The organism is Pseudomonas piscis (assembly GCF_009380155.1).
Lineage (GTDB): Bacteria > Pseudomonadota > Gammaproteobacteria > Pseudomonadales > Pseudomonadaceae > Aquipseudomonas > Aquipseudomonas piscis.
The window spans coordinates 423107-438979 of sequence record NZ_WHUV01000005.1 but is presented as its reverse complement, the minus strand read 5'-3'; the positions used below and the strand labels follow the sequence as shown (position 1 = coordinate 438979).

Sequence of the window (15873 nt, the reverse complement as noted above, 5' to 3'; positions counted from 1 at the left end):
CAAGCTGGGCTTATATTTGAAATACGATAAATCGATTTTATTTATTAATTGCTAATTGCTTCCATCTTTCAAGGCCCGGTGACCGGTCGGTCGATCGCCACCGGGTCCTGGGGCCTGTGCGTGCGATCGCAGCCTCCCGCCCGGGAGCGCAACAGGCCCCGTCTGACCGGCAGCGCCCGCCACAAGGGCCCTGCCGCCGTGCTCAACAACAAAAAACACAGGCGTTTGCTTTGCATCCTGCCGGCACACTCACCCTGAGGTCAGAATCACGATGAACAAGCAGATCGGCACCATCAAACGTTGGCGCGTGCAGATTTTCGCCATCACCTGGATCGCCTACGCGGCCTTCTACTTCACTCGCAAGGCCTTTTCCGTCGCCAAGCTGGGAATCGCCGACGATCCCGACTTCACCCTCGACAAGATGGCCATGGCCAACCTCGATGCCATCTACCTGGCGGCCTACGCCGTGGGGCAGTTCACCTGGGGCATGTTCGCCGACCGCTTCGGCCCGCGGGTGGTGGTGCTGGGCGGCCTGTTGATTTCCGCTGCCGCGGCGCTGGTGATGGGCAGCTTCGCCACCTTGCCGATATTCGCCACCTGCATGCTGGTCCAGGGGCTGGCGCAATCCACTGGCTGGTCGGGGCTGTGCAAGAACATCGGCAGCTTCTTTCCCGCCGAGCAACGGGGGCGGGTCCTGGGCCTGTGGAGTTCGTGCTACGCCTTTGGCGGCCTGGTGGCCTCGCCCTTCGCCGGCTGGTGGGCCTACACCCTGGTGGGAACCTGGCATGCAGCGTTCATCTCCAGTGCAGTGGTGGTGGGCCTGACCGCGTTGTTGTTCTTCATCTTCCAGCGCAATACCCCGCAGGACGTGGGCCTGCCGGCGGTGGAGGAGGTGACGGCCCAGGAGCCTGCCCAGGGTTGTCGCCTTGGGGTCTGGGCGCCGCTGCGGGCGATCCTGCGTAATCGCACGGTGCTGGTGCTGGGGCTGGCGTACTTCCTGCTCAAGCCGGCGCGCTACGCGATCCTGTTGTGGGGGCCGGTGATCGTCTACGAGCAGATGCCCTCGGTGGGCAAGGTCGGCGCGGCGATCGTGCCCACGGCCTTCGAGCTGGCCGGGTTGCTGGGGCCGATCATGATCGGGCTGGCCTCGGACAAGCTGTTCGGCGCTCGGCGCATGCCGGCCTGCGTCCTCAGTTTGCTGGCCCTGACCCTGAGCCTGGGACTGTTCATGGGCGCGCTGCATAGCGGCAGCGTAGCGCTGGTGGTGGCGCTGCTGTTCGTCATGGGCCTGACCCTGTACGGACCGGACTCGATGATCAGCGGCGCGGCGGCCATCGATTTCGGCGCGGCCGGGGCCGGGGCCACGGCGGCCGGGTTCGTCAACGGTTGCGGTTCGGTGGGGGCGATCCTCGGCGGCCTGTTGCCGGGTTACTTCGATACGGTGACGGTGTTCCTGCTGTTCGCCGGCTGCGCCCTGGTGGCGGCATCGTTGCTGGTGCCGTTCTGGAACAGCCGGCCCAGAGGGGTCGAACCGGTGCCTGCGCAGGCCTCCAACGAACCCCTGCTGGCCAGGCCGGTGCGCTCCTGAGGTCCTTGCGCCGGGAGCCGCTGCTGCGCTCCCGGCAAGTCCGACAAGGGCCGGAGCTCGGCCGGCCACTGACTTTTTGGTCGATCAGGGCCCAGAGGACGTATAAACTTGCGCCTCGCGTCGGCCAATTCCAACTCGACGCCATAGATCAAAGAGAGTGAGTAATGGGCGCACAGTGGAAGGTTAAACACAAAGAAGCAGCAGCCAATGCCAAGGGCAAGATCTTCGGCAAGCTGGTGAAGGAAATCACCATCGCTGCACGCAACGGCGCTGATGTTGCCACCAACGCCCACCTGCGGCTGGTGGTCGAGCAGGCGAAAAAGGCCTCGATGCCTCGCGAAACCCTGGAGCGCGCGATCAAGAAGGGCTCGGGCCAGCTGGGCGAGACCGTGCAGTACCACCGCGTGACCTACGAAGGTTTCGCCCCGCACCAGGTGCCGCTGATCGTCGAGTGCGTAACCGACAATATCAACCGTACCGTGGCGGAAATCCGCGTGGCCTTCCGCAAGGGCCAGCTGGGCGCCTCGGGTTCGGTGTCCTGGGACTTCAACCACGTGGGCATGATCGAGGCCTCGCCGGACACTCCGGACGCCGATCCGGAACTGGCGGCCATCGAGGCCGGGGCCCAGGATTTCGAGCCGGGCGAAGAGGGCGCCACCCTGTTCCTGACTGAGCCTGCGGACCTGGACGCCGTACAGAAGGCCCTGCCGGAACAAGGCTTCACCGTGCTGTCGGCCAAGCTGGGCTACCAGCCGAAGAACCCGGTCAGTGGCCTGAGCGATGAGCAGATGGCCGAAGTCGAGGCGTTCCTTGAAGGCCTGGATAACCACGACGACGTCCAGGACATGTTCGTCGGCCTGGCCGGCTAAGCCGCGTCGCGCGATCCGTTCGCCGGCCAGTGGGCTCCTGCAAGGGGGCCTGCTGGCCGGCGAAGTCGTTTCTAGAGGCTGTCCAACTCGCGGATCACCTGTTCGAAAGCCGGGCGCGCCAGGACGTGCGGTTGCTGGCAACGTTGCACCAGGTCCCGCAGGCCCTGGTGCTGCGCTGGGGCCAGCGAGCCATCCTGGCGATCGAGCAGTTCCTCCAGCAAGATGCCGAAGGCCCGTACTTCCAGGCGTTGCAGGGCCTGGCTCTGAGGTGTGTCGTCCTGGGCGTGGAACGACGCTGCGCCAAAGTCCCCCAACAGGCAGTCGCCCCGGGCATCGAACAAGGTGTTGTGGCCATACAGGTCGCCGTGGGTGATGCCCTGGGCGTGCAGGTGGCCGGCCACCGAGGCGATGCCCCGGGCCATGCGCAGGATGACCGCGGCGCTGAATCTCGCGTCCTCCGGATAGACGTCCCGGGAGCAGGAGTCCAGGCTCGGCAGCGCGGCGAGATTGGCATAGCTGGGGTCGATCAACTGCATCACCAGGCCGTCCTGGCCCTGGGGATGGTCGACGATGCGGCCCTCGACCCGGATCAGGTTCGGGTGCAGGCCGGCGCTGATGCAGGCGTGCATTTCATGTAGCGGTGAGCCGTCGCTGGTCATCTGGCCCTTGTACAGCTTGACCGCCACAGCCCGCGCTGGCTGCCCGGGAGCCTGCCACTGCGCTTGGTGGATCACCCCGGAGGCGCCTTCGCCCAGGCGCTGTGCCAGCACCAGTTGCTCCCAGGGAATACTGGGCGTGGATGCCAGGGCAGCGGCATCGACCTGGGATTCCAGCGGGTTGCCGGCATAGGCCAGCCAGGTCAGGCTCGGCAAGGCCAGCAGGAACGGCGGCAGTTCGGTCAGGTGGTTGGCGGCGATCCGCAGCAGTTCCAGGCGCTGGCACTGCTCCAGGCTTTGCGGCAGCGCGGTCAGGCGATTGCCGGACAGCATGAGTTTTTGCAGCAGCGGGCGCCGACCCAACTCGTCCGGCAGTTCAGTGATGCGGTTGTCGGTGAGGATCAGCCAGCGCAGCTGGGGTGGCAGGGCGGCGGCCGGTACCCGCTCGATCCGGTTGGCCTTGAAGCCGATCATGCTCAGGTGTGCACAACGGCCCAGGCATTCCGGCAGTTCGCTGAACAGGTTGTCCGAGCAGAACAGGATGCGCAGGTGGCTGAGGCGGTGCAGGTCCTCGGGCAGGCTGTGCAGGGCGTTGCCGCTGAGGTTGAGGATCTCCAGGGAGTCGGCGAGATCGAAGATCTCCCGGGGGAATTCAGTCAGGCCACAGGACAGGTCCAGGCGCTTGATGCCGGCCAGCTGGCCGGCCCGCAGTTGGGCAAGGGTATCCATGAACAGCGTCAACACTCGAAAGCAGCAGAAGGGCGGGCAGGATAAAGGAGATCGGTGGTTTTTGCTGCCTGGGCGGCCCTGCGCCGACGGGCCAGGGGTACTAGGTTTTCAGGAGCCTTAAGTTCAGAGCGGCTCACTCCCTGTTGGCTGGCGCAATCGGCAGTCAGGGTGAGGTCGATCTTGCGGCCGCTGCGGTCCGCCTGGAAGGCCCTGTCATCGGGCGCAAGGGGCGGGTCCCCGGCCTTTGCTCCAGCGCTGTCCAGCTCTGCGAGACTGTGCGCATGAATGGCCAGGCTCACGTCAAACGCCGATAGCACCTGCGGCTGGCCATCTTGAATGGCGCGCTAACGCGCTTCTGCCAGTGGGACGATCTGTTCCCCGTCAAATGCTTGCATCGTGCAGCGCTTTAGCCAGCTGGCGAAATGCCGCGGGATGCCTGGGATTCCTGGCTCCATCCCGTATCGATTCCAGGCGGTGATGTTCAAGGGTCATTTTCACCGCCTTGGTGGCGGTCCTGCTCAGCGGGTTGCTCAGGTCGAGGTCGCTCTCCAGTGTCGCTATCAGGTAGGCGCCCTGGTGGCTCCACTGGTTGAAGCGCATCACGTGCCGGTCATCGAGAATCACGGCGCCTTCTTTCTTGTCGCCCGAGAAATAAAACGCCAGTTGCGAAGGGGGAATGTTGTCCCGTGCCGCAAGGCGTTTCCTGTACTTGAGCATGGACGTCAGGCGGGCCCCGGGAGACAGGTTGAAGCCACTGCCGACCAGCTGACGGTCAAGGAAGTAGTACTTGAACCCCACCTCCAGTGTTCGCTGGTGATGGCGTGTCGCGCAGTTTTTTTCATACAGGTGGAAGTCCCGCGGATCGCCCACTCGTTCATAGCCTTTTGCCGCAAGTTCAGCGGCAGAGAAACGCTCCAGGCCAAACAGCGATGAATGCTTGAGCGTTGCATCCTGCAGGTGCAGGCAGACCAGTTCGGTAACGGTGATGGATCTCATGGGGCTACTCGGTCGAGTGGATGTTCGAGGCCGACTTCCTGCAACTGGCCAGGGCCCAGGGTGTAGTCCAGGTTCCGGGCCTTGTGGTGAAAGTGGTGCTGGGTCGATCCGGCGCGCGCTGCCGTTTGCCGGTCGGGCCTGGTAGAACGCCAGCGCCAGCGCCATGGGATCGATGCAGGTGTTGGCGGTAAAGCGGCCAATGGTGATGACTCTGGTGGTTCCGGGGCGCCCACCTTAAAAGCACCGCAGCCAATTGACCAATGGAAATCCAGTCGTCCGGCAATCTCGAAAAGGCATGGCTGTGGTTGCGCAAGTGCCTGGGGCGGGCCCTGGGGCAAATTAATACGCAAACTGGCGGTTTTGGCCCGGGTTGCTAACCTCATGGCAGCTAATGCTTCTCATCAGGGAATCGAGGCCTTGAATGGATGTAAGGGTTTGGCAGTCATGAGCGCATTGCTCGGCGTAACGGCAGGAGCCGCTGACTTGCAGGTGCAGGTCCGGGTCGATGTGGCGCGTGGTTGCCAGTTGGTAGGGCAGCAGCGCGAGGCGGGGGTGGCCCAGCTCGGCACCCTGGACTTCGGCACCACCGCACGCCTGGATGACGCCCGCGGCCCATTGGGCGCGGCGCTGGGTGGCAGCCGCCAGCCACGCCTGGAGTGCAATCCCGATACCCCCTACCAGATGCGCATCGATGGCGGCTTGCACGGCGGCGTCGGCGAAGTGCGCTACCTGGCTGGTGCTGATTCTGCCGGCAAACCGATCCCTTACCGCCTCTACCAGGACCCGGCGCGGCGTATCCCGTTGCCGGTCAATGTCCCGGTCAGTGGCCGGGTGCCGGATTCCGGCACGGTGGACCTGCCCTTGTACGGGCGTATCGAGCCCTTGGCCGAGATTCCGCGGGCCGGGGGTTATTCCGATGTGTTGAAGGTGACCCTGACCTGGTAGCCAGGGGCATCGACGCTGTCGCGGGGGATCTCGCGCAGAACAGGAACAGCTGCTGCAAGTGCACGGCTCAAGTGGGAGTCCTGATGGAACCGGGATGGGTGCAATGAAAGGCAAAACCTGGACGATCATCGCCCTGGGTTCGCTGTGCCTGGTGGTCGAGGATGCGCAAGCGGCCATCAGCGGGCAGATCCAGGCGCGCCTGGTGATCACCGCCAGTTGTCAGGTCAGTAGCGGTGGTTCCGCCACCCACCCCGTCACGGATCCGGGCATGCTCGACTTCGGCCAGCAAGGGCCGACCTGGGTCAACCCCATCAAGGCCAGCCTCACCAACGATGCCGACGGCCAGTTGCAGGTGGCCTGCAATCCCTCGGTCACCGGTTTCACGGTGAGCATCAACGGCGGCCTCAACGGCGACGGCACGACCCGGCGCCTGAGCAACGGCCGCCAGACCATCCCTTATCGATTGTTCGTCGATGCCTCGGGTAGCGATAGCTACAGCATCGGCCAGCAGCGCAATTTCGCAGTGAGCGGCGGCAACCGGATCCCCATTCCGGTGTTCGGCTCGGTGGTCGCGAATACCCGCGCGGTTCCGGCAGGGGTCTACACCGACACCCTGACCATCACGCTGGATTGGTAAACCACGAGAGGACGTACATCATGCACGCGCTTGTATCCCGAATCGGCTGGCCATTGCTGGGCCTGCTCATGGCCTCCACGGCCCATGGAGCGACCACGGTCACCGGCCAGATCACCTCGACCCTGATCCTCACCAGCAGTTGCCAGGTCAACGGGGTGGGCGGCACCACCGGCTTGAACTTCGGCGCCCTGAACTTCGGCACCAGCAACAGCCTGTTCACCACCGCCAGCGGCCAGGTGCTGGGTGGCGGTGGCGGTGCCTTGTCGATCCTCTGCTCGGCCGGCACCACGCCGAGCATCACCGTGCAGGGCGGCAGCAACGACGGCAAGTCCACCGGCGGCACCCGGGCCTTGTACGACGGGGTGGGCAACTACGTGCCCTATGACCTGTATACCGATGCCGGGCATTCGCAGATCCTGGCGATCAATGGGGTGATCGCCCTGGCGCCGAGCACCGGCGTGGCCCAGACGGTCAACATCTATGGCCAGGCAGTGGGCAAGGCCGGGCTGCCGGCGGGCACCTATACCGACACGGTGTCCGTGCAATTGACCTTCTGACACCGCTACCCAAGGCAGGCAGGACGCTACCTGTCGGTTTGGACTTCACGTTTGACGGATAAAACGTCGGAGGTCGTACATCATGCAAGCATGCGTATCCAGGTTGATTGCGCTGGTGCTGGGGTTGTTCCTGGCCAGCCAGGCCCAGGCCGCCACCACTGTGACCGGGCAGATCAGCGCTTCGCTGATTCTCACCAGCAGTTGCCTGGTCAATGGCGTGGGCGGCAGTACCGGCCTGAACTTCGGGGCCTTGAACTTCGGCACCACCAACAGCCTGTTCACCGAGGCAGGCGCCCAAGTCTTGCAGGGCGGCGGCGGGGCCTTGTCGATCCAGTGCTCCAGCGGCACTTCGCCCACCTTGAAGATTGCCGCCGGGACCAACGACGGCAAGTCCACCGGCGGCACCCGGGCGCTGTACGACGGCGTGGCCAACTACGTGCCCTACGACCTGTACACCGACTCGGCCCATACCCAGCTCGTGGCGATCAATGGCGTGATCAACCTGGGTGCCAGCACCGGGACTGCGCAGAGCGTCAATATCTATGGCAAGGCCACTGGCAAGGCGGGGCTGCCGGCGGGTACCTACACCGATACCGTTTCGGTCGTTTTGAGTTTTTGATGCGATGGCCCGCCATGGCGTTGCGGCCTTGGCCCTGGCCGGTATCAGTGCGTTGTCCTGGCCGGTGTGGGCGGCGCTGAGCCAGAGTTTCCAGGTCAGTGCCACCGTCGTTGCCGGGTGCCTGGTGGTGGGGGGCGCAAGCAACTACGGCAGCCTGGCGTTCGGTACGCAGTCGGCGTTGTCCACCGCCACGGTGAACGTGGCCCTGACCGGTGGCGTGCAGTTGCAGTGCACCCCGGGGGTGACCTTGAACATGACGGTGGACGGCGGCCAATACAACAACGGCGGGCGGAACATGCAGATTGCCAGTGGTACCGCCCGGGTGGCCTACAAGTTGTTCCGGGATGCGGCCTACAGCCAGAGCCTGGGGATCGGCCAGAGCGTAGCGGTGGCCTACAGCGATGCCAATAACATCAGCCTGCCGATCTATGGACAGGTGCAATTGCCGGGCAATCAGCCTGGGGGGACATACAGCGATGTGCTGCAGGTGCAGCTGTCGTGGTGATGGGGCGATTCAACGACCAGCCGGCAGGCGGACAAGGAGTAGCAGTATGCGTTTATCTGTACGGGGCCTGCGGGCCTGCGGTTACCTGGTACTGGCCGGGCTGTTGTCCAGCGCTCCGGGAGCCTGGGCCGCCAGTTCGGTGTTGATCTGGCCCATCGACCCGGTGCTGGAGGCCGACCAGCAGGCCAGCGCGTTGTGGCTGGAGAACCGCGGCAGCGAGACCGCCAACCTGCAGATCCGGGTCTTCGCCTGGAGCCAGAGCGATTTTGCCGACCAGTACCAGAACCAGCGGGATGTGATCGGCAGCCCACCGGTGGCGAAGATCGAGCCCGGGCAAAAGCAGCTGGTGCGCCTGACCCGCACCCGGGACATCCCGCCGGGCCAGGAGCTGGCCTATCGGATCATCATCGATGAAATCCCTTCCGCTACCCCTCCAGGCCCCCAGAGCGATGCCAAGAGTGTGGCCGCGATTCGTTTCCAGATGCGTTATTCCGTGCCGCTGTTCGCCTATGGCGCGGGCTTGTGGAGCAAGGAAGACACCACCCGGGCCAGGGACCCCAAGAGCATCGGGGTGCCCAACCTCAGCTGGCGCAAGGTGAACGCCGATGGCAAGACCTTCCTCGAAATGCGCAACCAGGGCGCGGTGCATGCCCGCCTGACGGATGTCGCCTTCAAGCAGGGCGGGCAGAACCGCCCCCTGGCGCCGGGCCTGTTGGGCTATGTGTTGCCTGGAGCAGTGATGCGTTGGCCGCTCTCGGAAACCCTGGCCGGCGATTCGAACCTGCAACTGCGGGTCAATGGCGCGCCGCAGGTCCAGGACCTGCCACCTTCACGCTGAACGGCGCGAAGGTCGCCGCCCGGATGTCGGCGGCAAGGAGGAGGCAAGGACGGATGCGCGAGCGTTAGCGCATGCGCCCAGGGATGGAGAGGTCCATAGATGGACTTGAACCGCTCATGAGCCAGGATCCGGCTCATCGCTCTTGGTACTGGAAGGGGCTGCTGGCAGGCTTGTGGGGCTTGTTGCTGGCGGCCCCGGCCCAGGCTGGCGAGGTGCCTCCACCGCCCAGCAGCCTGGAGTCGATGGCCGATGCGCAGCTGTTCCTGGAGTTGGTCATCAACCAGATGGATACGGGCAAGGTGGTGGCGGTGGAGCAACGTGCAGGTCGGCTGTTCATATCGGCCAGCGCCTTGCGCGAGACGGGCATCAAGCTGGCACAGCAACTGGAGAGCGAAGTCGATCTCGAAGCCTTGCCGGGGCTGCACAGCGATTACGACAGCCCGGGCCAGCGCCTGTTGCTGAACGTACCGCCGGACTGGTTGCCGGAGCAGTTGGTCGGCAGCCGCCAGGCCTATCCGCGGACCCCGGCCCTGAGCAGCTTCGGCGCGTTGCTCAACTATGACCTGTACTTCAACGATACCGACGACGGCGGCAGCTACCTGGCGGCGGGGAACGAGCTGCGGCTGTTCGATAGCTGGGGCACCCTCTCCAACAGCGGGCAATACCGGCGGACCCTGTCCGGGGTCCGCAGCGCTTCGCTGAACAACGGCTATCGGCGCTACGACACCACTTGGCGCTTCTCCGATGACGAACGCATGCTGACCTACGAGGCCGGCGACCTGGTCAGCGGCGCCTTGCCCTGGAGCAGTTCGGTGCGCCTGGGTGGGGTCCAGTTGTCCAGGGACTTCGCCGTGCGCCCGGACCTGGTGACCTATCCCTTGCCGCAGTTCGCCGGGGAAGCGGCAGTGCCCAGCTCGGTGGACCTGTTCATCAATGGCTACAAGGCCAGCAGCGCCGAACTGCAACCTGGGCCCTACACCCTGACCAACATTCCCTTCATCAACGGCGCGGGTGAGGCGGTGGTGGTCACCACCGATGCCCTGGGACGCCAGGTGTCCACCACCGTGCCGTTCTATGTCACCAGCAACCTGTTGCAGAAGGGCCTGACGGACTTCTCGGTGGCCGCCGGTACCTTGCGTCGCGACTACACCCTGCGGGACTTCGGCTACGGCCCCGGTGTGACCTCCGCCAGCCTGCGCCACGGCCTGAGCGACAGTCTGACCCTGGAAAGCCATGCCGAGGCCTCGCAGTCCCTGGCCCTGGGCGGGCTCGGCGGCAACCTGCGGCTGGGCCAGTTCGGGATCCTCAATACTGCCTTCAGCCAGAGCCGCTTCGACGGCAATGGCGGCCAGCAACTGAGCTTCGGCTACCAGTACAGCAGCCAGCGCTACAGCCTGTCCTACCAGCGCGTGCAGCGCCGCGACCGGTACGCCGACCTGACGGTGGTGGATAGCCCCTACACCAGCCTCAGCCAGCGCAGCGAGCAATTGACCCTGAGCCTGAACCTGGAGCGTTTCGGCAGCCTCGGCGCCGGTTACTTCGACGTGCGCGCTGCCGACTCGACCCGGACCCGGCTGCTGAACCTGACCTGGAGCAAACCGCTGTGGCGCAACAGCAGTTTCTACCTGTCGGCCAACCGCGAGATCGGCGAGCGCCAGTGGGCGACGCAGGCCCAGTTGGTGGTGCCCTTCGACATGTATGGCAGCCTGAGCTTGAGCAACGAGCGCAGCAAGGCCGGGGAAAACCGTCAGCGGGTCAACTTCAGCCGCTCGGTGCCGCTGGAGGGCGGGCTGGGCTACAACCTCGGCTACGCCACCGGCGATGGCCCGGACTACCGCCAGGCCGACCTGACCTGGCGCTTGCAGTCGGTGCGCCTGCAAGCCGGGGTCTACGGCACTCGTGAGGCCGAGACGCGCTGGGCCGATGCCAGCGGTTCGCTGGTCTGGATGGACCGCGAGGTGTTCGCCGCCAACCGTATCGACGATGCCTTCGTGGTGGTCAGCACCGGTGGCTACAAGGACATCCCGGTGCGCTACGAGAACCAGCTGGTGGGCCAGACCGACAAGAATGGCCACCTGCTGGTGCCCTGGAGCAGCGCCTACTACCGGGGCAAGTACGAGATCGATCCATTGAACCTGCCGGCCAACGTGCAGAGCCCGAACGTCGAGCAAAGGGTCGCGGTGCGCCGTGGCAGCGGCTACCTGCTGGAGTTCCCGCTGACCCGGGTGATCGCCGCGAGCATCGTCCTGGTGGACGCTCGCCAGCAGGAACTGCCCCTGGGCAGTAGTGTCATCCACCAGCAGAGCGGGGCGCGGGCGGTGGTCGGCTGGGATGGCCTGGTGTACCTGGAGAATCTCTCGGCGCATAACACCCTGGAGGTCGGCCTGGCCGATGGCAGCCATTGCCAGGCGCAGTTCGACATCGACCTGGAGCAACAGCAGATCCCGCTGATCGGCCCACTGGCTTGCCAGTAGTCGCGTAGCCACCACAGGAGGACGACAGATGAATGGATTCAAGGCCGGCCGGGGCCGGGCATGGGGACGATGGGGCCTGGGCTTGCTGGCCTGGCTGCTGGCCCTGCCGGCCCTGGCGCTCTGTTCCACGGTCAGCACCACCCCGGCGGCGTTCGGCACCGTCAGCTCGATCCTGGTGCGCACCACCTCGCAACCGGCCTCCACCACCAATGCCGGGCTGCGGTGCACCGGCTCGCTGTTGTCGCTGCTGGTCACCACCGACCACTTCTACGCCACCATCACCTCCAGTACCAGTGGCATGGTCGGACCCACCGGCGATGTCATCAACTACACCCTGTATGCCAACAACAGCACCAGCTATCCCATCACCCGGGGCGTGGCCTTCGACTTCGCGCGCAATTCGATCATCGACCTGCTGGGCCTGCTGGGCAGTCCCACGGTGGCCAAGACGGTGCCGATCTACCTGGGTACCGTCACCGGCAGCAATGTCGCGGCGGGGGTCTATACCGAGAACCTGAGCATCTTCTGGAGCTGGAACTATTGCTCGGGGATCGGTGCCCTGGGTATCTGCCTGGGGCGGGATGTGGGCAGCGGTACCCAGAGCCTCACGGTGAACATGACGGTGTCCAACGACTGCGTGATCACCGCACCCGACATCAGCTTTGGCAGCGCACCGGTGATCAGCGCCTTCGCCACGGTCAGCGGGCAGACCATCAACCTGGCCTGTACCAAGGGCAGTGCCTACACCGTGGGCTTGAGCGACGGCCAGAACCCGATCAGCGTTGGCGGTCGGCGGCGCATGGTCTCCGGCGGCAACTTCCTGGCCTACGACATCTTCAAGAGCGCCGGGACCACCCGCTGGGGCAGCGTCGGCAGCGCCCGGCGTTCCAGTACCGATGCCGAGGTCAACCCCGGCAACGGCCTGGGCACCGGCAGCCAGGTGTTCAACTACAACGCCAGGATCTACACCGACCAGAGCACGCCGCCGGCCGGTACCTACCTGGATAACGTGGTGCTGGACGTGGGCTTCTGAGCGTCAGGCGCTTTCCAGCGGGCAGGGCTGGCTGGCGCGCGGGCGCTGCGGGCCCAGGCTCCACAGCCAGTAGCCCAGCGCTATCGCGTTGATGCCCGCGCCCAGCAGGCAGACGCCGGTCCAGCCGGCCCAGGCGTAGGTAGTGGTGGCGGCGATGGAGCCTGCGGCGCTGCCGATGGAGTAGAACAGCATGTAGCCGGCCGCCAGGCGGCTCTGGGCCTCGGGTCGCACACTGTAGATCAGGCTCTGGCTGGTGACATGCACGGCCTGCAGGCCCAGATCGAGGCCGATTACCCCAACCAGCAGGGCCCACAGCGACCATTGGGTCAGGCCGATGGGGATCCAGCAGAGCAGCATCAGGCCCAGGGCCAGGCCGCTGGTCCATTGCGCCAGGCCCCGGTCGGCCAGCTGTCCGGCCCGCGCCGCACCCAGGGCGCCGGCGGCCCCGGCCAGGCCGAACAGGCCGATCTGGGTGTGACTGAGCGACAGCGGCGGGGCGCTCAGGGGCAGTACCAGCGGCGTCCATAGGGTGGTGGCCGCGGCGAAGATCAGCATGGCCAGCACGGCCCGGTCACGCAGGATCTTCTCCTCCTTGAACAAGCACAGCAGCGAACCCAGCAGTTGCAGGTAGTCCTGGGCTGCCGGTGGTCGTTGCACGGCCGGCAAGACCCGCCACAGGGCCAGTGCCACCATCAGGGTCAGTCCGGCGGACAGCAGGTACACCGAACGCCAGCCCGCCAGGTCGGCCATGCCCCCGGCCACGGTACGGGCCAGCAGGATGCCCAGTACCACGCCACTGGTGACCACGCCGACTACCCGCCCGCGTTGTTCCGGTTGCGCCAGGTTGGCGGCGTAAGCCACCAGGACCTGGGTCACCACCGCCAGCAAGCCGACGCCCGCCATGCCCAGCAGCAGCCAGGTACCGTTCGGCGCCAGGGCCACGACCAGCAGCGCCAGCACCGAGAGCAGGGTCTGGGTGACGATGAGCCGGCGGCGGTCGAGCAGGTCGCCCAGGGGCACCAGCAACAGCAGGCCCAGGCCGTAGCCCACCTGGGTCAGCGTGATGACGATGCCCACGGTGGCCGGGGCCAGGCCGAAGCTTTGGGCCATGGCGTCCAGTAGCGGCTGGGCGTAGTAGACGTTGCCGACCGCCAGGCCGCAGGCGGTGGCGAATAGCAGCACCACTTTGGATGAGAGCGTCGAGGCGGCGATGGTGGGCGAATCGGCAGGCATGGCAGGCTCCGTTTTTGGTTGCTTTATGAAACCAGTTGTACGGTAATAATCTTGGTTTTATATTGCAACCAGTTTCCCGGGCTTATCGGAGTTTCCCAACCATGGTCAAACGCACCCGCCTGCAAGACGCTGAATGCCCGGTGGCGCGCTCACTCGACGCCATCGGCGATTGGTGGTCGTTGCTGATCGTGCGCGATGCCTTCGACGGTATCCGCCGTTTCGGCGAGTTCCAGCGCAACCTCGGCATGGCCAAGAACATCCTCGCCGCGCGCCTGCGGACCTTGGTGGAGCACGGGGTGCTGGATGTGGTGCCGGCTTCCGACGGCAGCGCCTACCAGGAGTACGTGCTGACGGATAAGGGCAAGGGCCTGTTTCCGCTGATCATCGGCTTGCGCCAATGGGGCGAGGCGTTTTTCTACGAGGAAGGGGAGGCGCATTCGCAACTGGTGGACCGTCAGACCCGGCAACCGCTGCGGGCGCTGGAACTGCGTTCTGCCGACGGTCGGCTGCTGGGGCCGGAGGACTGCCTGCGGATACCGGTGGCTTGAGACCGCGACGACTGCGCGAGTGGCTCGCGCAGTCGTGGGTTTCGTTCAGCGCAGGCTGTCCACCAGGTCGGCCAGGGTGCTCAGCACATCCTTGCCCAGTTGCATGGAGCGCTTGCCGGACCAGCCGGTGAGCGGGTTGGGCGCGTCGTTGTGGTCCTTGAACGGCATTTCCAGGGTCAGCGCCAGGCAATCGTATTTTTCCCCGACGGCATTGCAGGCCAGGGTCATGTTGGCCTGGCCGGGATTGTCGCGGGTATAGCCGTGGGTGGTCTGGAAGTCCCGGGTCTTGTGCTTCAGGTGGCTGCGAAAATGTTCTTCGAGCTTGGCCAGGCGCGGTGTGTAGCCCGGGTTGCCTTCACAGCCGGCGGTGAATACATGGGGAATTTCCTCGTCGCCATGGACGTCGAGGAACAGGTCGACCCCGTACTGTTCCATCTGCTGCTGGACGAACAACACTTCCGGGCTGAGCTCCTGGCTGGCGTTCTGCCAGGCGCGGTTCAGGTCCTGGCCCTTGGCGTTGGTACGCAAGTGGCCGTGGAAGGCGCCGTCCGGGTTCATGTTCGGTACCAGGTACAGGTCGGCCTTGGCCAGCAAGGCGTTGAGCTCGGCATCGTCGTGGCGTTGCAAGCGTTCGATCACGCCCTCCATGAACCACTCGGCCATGTGCTCGCCGGGGTGCTGCTGGGCGATGATCCACAGCTTGCGCTGGCCGGGGGCGCCGCTGCCCTTGCGCAGCAACTGGATGTCACGGCCTTCGACGCTCTTGCCCACGGCCAGCAACTCGGTGCCGGCCTTGGTCAGGGCCTGGTCGATCAGCCAGTCGTGACGGCCACGGCTGTAGGGTTCGAAGTAGGCGAACCAGGCGTGGGTCTGGGTGGCTTCGAGATTGAAGCGCAGGGCGTCGCCTTCGAAGATCGTCGGGACGCGAAACCAGTTCACGTGGTCGTAGGAGGCCACGGCGTGGTAGCCGGTCCAGGCCTTGTTGTAGGAAGACTGGCTGGCATTGGTCAGGCGGAACCAGTGTTCCTGGCCGACATGCAGGCCGCTGACCTTGAAGTGAAACCACTGGAAGTGCGGGCTCTGGGTATCAGGGCGAATGGCCAGCTCTACCTGGAGCGGGTTGCTGGTGTCCAGCACGTTGATGTTACCGCTGTCGAAGTCGGCGCTGATGTGAAAAGAAGAGTGATTGCCCACGGTCATGGTCGGTTCCTGAACAGGATTGTTGTGACCGCTACTCTACACATCGGAGGGGGTAAAAGAAGGGGGGCGTCGTCCTTGACGCCGATGAAGCTTAGTGTGTATGCGATTGATTCTCAAGCGCTACTTTAGGAATTGTGCGGCTTCCAGCACGGCCCTTTGCTTGCAAAAGGACATTCTTTTGCTATGATCGCCGCCATTATTTTTGCGTCACCCACGTCTTCATTAGCCTGAAGCCAAGCCAGCATGACTGGCAAAAAAAAGACCCGGCGAAAAAGCCGGGTCAAAAACCGTGATTAGCCTGATGAGGAGATAATCCAGAGGTCCGACCTAAGGTCCTTTGGATCATCGACCGATCTCGCGATCAGTTGCCTGCAATAATAATCATTATCATTTGCAAGTCAAACGTTTTTCCCTGCCTGCTCGAATTTTTTTTCATCCTGGATTGC

The 15873-nt window shown here is 64.8% G+C and carries 15 protein-coding genes; 11 read left to right on the top strand and 4 right to left on the bottom strand.

The window, feature by feature from the left end; all coding sequences use genetic code 11:
• The first annotated feature begins 271 nt into the window (after positions 1-271).
• Together GDH07_RS26765 and GDH07_RS26760 are read left to right on the top strand one after the other, a co-directional pair.
• The gene (locus tag GDH07_RS26765) at positions 272-1588 is read left to right on the top strand and encodes an MFS transporter (protein WP_152899412.1); all 1317 of its coding nucleotides are present in this window, start codon (positions 272-274) and stop codon (positions 1586-1588) included.
• 164 nt (positions 1589-1752) lie between these two features.
• Positions 1753-2457: a YebC/PmpR family DNA-binding transcriptional regulator gene (locus GDH07_RS26760; RefSeq protein WP_022639696.1), complete on the top strand. Its 705-nt coding sequence runs from the start codon at positions 1753-1755 to the stop codon at positions 2455-2457.
• 71 nt (positions 2458-2528) lie between these two features.
• On the opposite strand, the gene GDH07_RS26755 is transcribed toward GDH07_RS26760, so the two are convergent.
• Positions 2529-3842, bottom strand: coding sequence for a leucine-rich repeat-containing protein kinase family protein (locus GDH07_RS26755; RefSeq protein ID WP_152899411.1), 1314 nt, complete (start codon positions 3840-3842; stop codon positions 2529-2531).
• A gap of 381 nt (positions 3843-4223) precedes the next feature.
• The gene (locus tag GDH07_RS26750) at positions 4224-4838 is read right to left on the bottom strand and encodes a hypothetical protein (RefSeq protein WP_152899410.1); all 615 of its coding nucleotides are present in this window, start codon (positions 4836-4838) and stop codon (positions 4224-4226) included.
• Between the two features lie 444 nt (positions 4839-5282).
• On the opposite strand from GDH07_RS26750, the gene GDH07_RS26745 reads away from it, so the two are divergent.
• The 8 genes from GDH07_RS26745 (at position 5283) to GDH07_RS26710 (ending at position 12446) form a co-directional block, all read left to right on the top strand.
• Complete coding sequence (locus GDH07_RS26745) at positions 5283-5783, top strand: Csu type fimbrial protein (protein WP_167334585.1); 501 nt, start codon at positions 5283-5285, stop codon at positions 5781-5783.
• A gap of 103 nt (positions 5784-5886) precedes the next feature.
• Positions 5887-6420: a Csu type fimbrial protein gene (locus GDH07_RS26740; protein WP_152899409.1), complete on the top strand. Its 534-nt coding sequence runs from the start codon at positions 5887-5889 to the stop codon at positions 6418-6420.
• 20 nt (positions 6421-6440) lie between these two features.
• Positions 6441-6977, top strand: a complete 537-nt coding sequence (locus GDH07_RS26735) for a Csu type fimbrial protein (protein ID WP_022639691.1) — start codon at positions 6441-6443, stop codon at positions 6975-6977.
• Positions 6978-7059: 82 nt separating this feature from the next.
• Entirely contained in the window at positions 7060-7596 is a 537-nt protein-coding gene (locus GDH07_RS26730) for a Csu type fimbrial protein (protein ID WP_152899408.1), read from the top strand.
• Between the two features lie 4 nt (positions 7597-7600).
• Positions 7601-8101 (top strand): Csu type fimbrial protein, encoded by a 501-nt coding sequence (locus GDH07_RS26725; protein WP_152899407.1) that lies wholly within the window; start codon positions 7601-7603, stop codon positions 8099-8101.
• A 46-nt stretch (positions 8102-8147) separates the two neighbouring features.
• A complete protein-coding gene (locus GDH07_RS26720) occupies positions 8148-8939 on the top strand; it encodes a fimbrial biogenesis chaperone (RefSeq protein ID WP_053136696.1) in 792 nt (263 codons plus the stop codon).
• A gap of 116 nt (positions 8940-9055) precedes the next feature.
• Positions 9056-11413, top strand: coding sequence for a fimbria/pilus outer membrane usher protein (locus GDH07_RS26715; RefSeq protein ID WP_152899406.1), 2358 nt, complete (start codon positions 9056-9058; stop codon positions 11411-11413).
• Between the two features lie 28 nt (positions 11414-11441).
• Complete coding sequence (locus GDH07_RS26710) at positions 11442-12446, top strand: Csu type fimbrial protein (RefSeq protein ID WP_152899405.1); 1005 nt, start codon at positions 11442-11444, stop codon at positions 12444-12446.
• Between the two features lie 3 nt (positions 12447-12449).
• On the opposite strand, the gene GDH07_RS26705 is transcribed toward GDH07_RS26710, so the two are convergent.
• Entirely contained in the window at positions 12450-13679 is a 1230-nt protein-coding gene (locus tag GDH07_RS26705) for an MFS transporter (RefSeq protein ID WP_152899404.1), read from the bottom strand.
• Positions 13680-13780: 101 nt separating this feature from the next.
• Here GDH07_RS26705 and GDH07_RS26700 point away from each other — a divergent pair, with 101 nt between their 5' ends.
• Positions 13781-14227, top strand: a complete 447-nt coding sequence (locus tag GDH07_RS26700) for a winged helix-turn-helix transcriptional regulator (RefSeq protein ID WP_053136683.1) — start codon at positions 13781-13783, stop codon at positions 14225-14227.
• Between the two features lie 45 nt (positions 14228-14272).
• Here the strand turns inward: GDH07_RS26700 and GDH07_RS26695 are convergent, their stop codons facing one another.
• A complete protein-coding gene (locus GDH07_RS26695) occupies positions 14273-15427 on the bottom strand; it encodes a M14 family metallopeptidase (protein WP_053136680.1) in 1155 nt (384 codons plus the stop codon).
• Positions 15428-15873: the final 446 nt, after the last annotated feature.

Bases quoted from the DNA above. Each gene is read 5' to 3' on its own strand.
- GDH07_RS26765 (WP_152899412.1), top strand. From the start codon at position 272: ATGAACAAGCAGATCGGCACCATCAAACGTTGGCGCGTGCAGATTTTC.
- GDH07_RS26760 (WP_022639696.1), top strand. From the start codon at position 1,753: ATGGGCGCACAGTGGAAGGTTAAACACAAAGAAGCAGCAGCCAATGCC.
- GDH07_RS26755 (WP_152899411.1), bottom strand. From the start codon at position 3,842: ATGGATACCCTTGCCCAACTGCGGGCCGGCCAGCTGGCCGGCATCAAG.
- GDH07_RS26750 (WP_152899410.1), bottom strand. From the start codon at position 4,838: ATGAGATCCATCACCGTTACCGAACTGGTCTGCCTGCACCTGCAGGAT.
- GDH07_RS26745 (WP_167334585.1), top strand. From the start codon at position 5,283: ATGAGCGCATTGCTCGGCGTAACGGCAGGAGCCGCTGACTTGCAGGTG.
- GDH07_RS26740 (WP_152899409.1), top strand. From the start codon at position 5,887: ATGAAAGGCAAAACCTGGACGATCATCGCCCTGGGTTCGCTGTGCCTG.
- GDH07_RS26735 (WP_022639691.1), top strand. From the start codon at position 6,441: ATGCACGCGCTTGTATCCCGAATCGGCTGGCCATTGCTGGGCCTGCTC.
- GDH07_RS26730 (WP_152899408.1), top strand. From the start codon at position 7,060: ATGCAAGCATGCGTATCCAGGTTGATTGCGCTGGTGCTGGGGTTGTTC.
- GDH07_RS26725 (WP_152899407.1), top strand. From the start codon at position 7,601: ATGGCCCGCCATGGCGTTGCGGCCTTGGCCCTGGCCGGTATCAGTGCG.
- GDH07_RS26720 (WP_053136696.1), top strand. From the start codon at position 8,148: ATGCGTTTATCTGTACGGGGCCTGCGGGCCTGCGGTTACCTGGTACTG.
- GDH07_RS26715 (WP_152899406.1), top strand. From the start codon at position 9,056: ATGAGCCAGGATCCGGCTCATCGCTCTTGGTACTGGAAGGGGCTGCTG.
- GDH07_RS26710 (WP_152899405.1), top strand. From the start codon at position 11,442: ATGAATGGATTCAAGGCCGGCCGGGGCCGGGCATGGGGACGATGGGGC.
- GDH07_RS26705 (WP_152899404.1), bottom strand. From the start codon at position 13,679: ATGCCTGCCGATTCGCCCACCATCGCCGCCTCGACGCTCTCATCCAAA.
- GDH07_RS26700 (WP_053136683.1), top strand. From the start codon at position 13,781: ATGGTCAAACGCACCCGCCTGCAAGACGCTGAATGCCCGGTGGCGCGC.
- GDH07_RS26695 (WP_053136680.1), bottom strand. From the start codon at position 15,427: ATGACCGTGGGCAATCACTCTTCTTTTCACATCAGCGCCGACTTCGAC.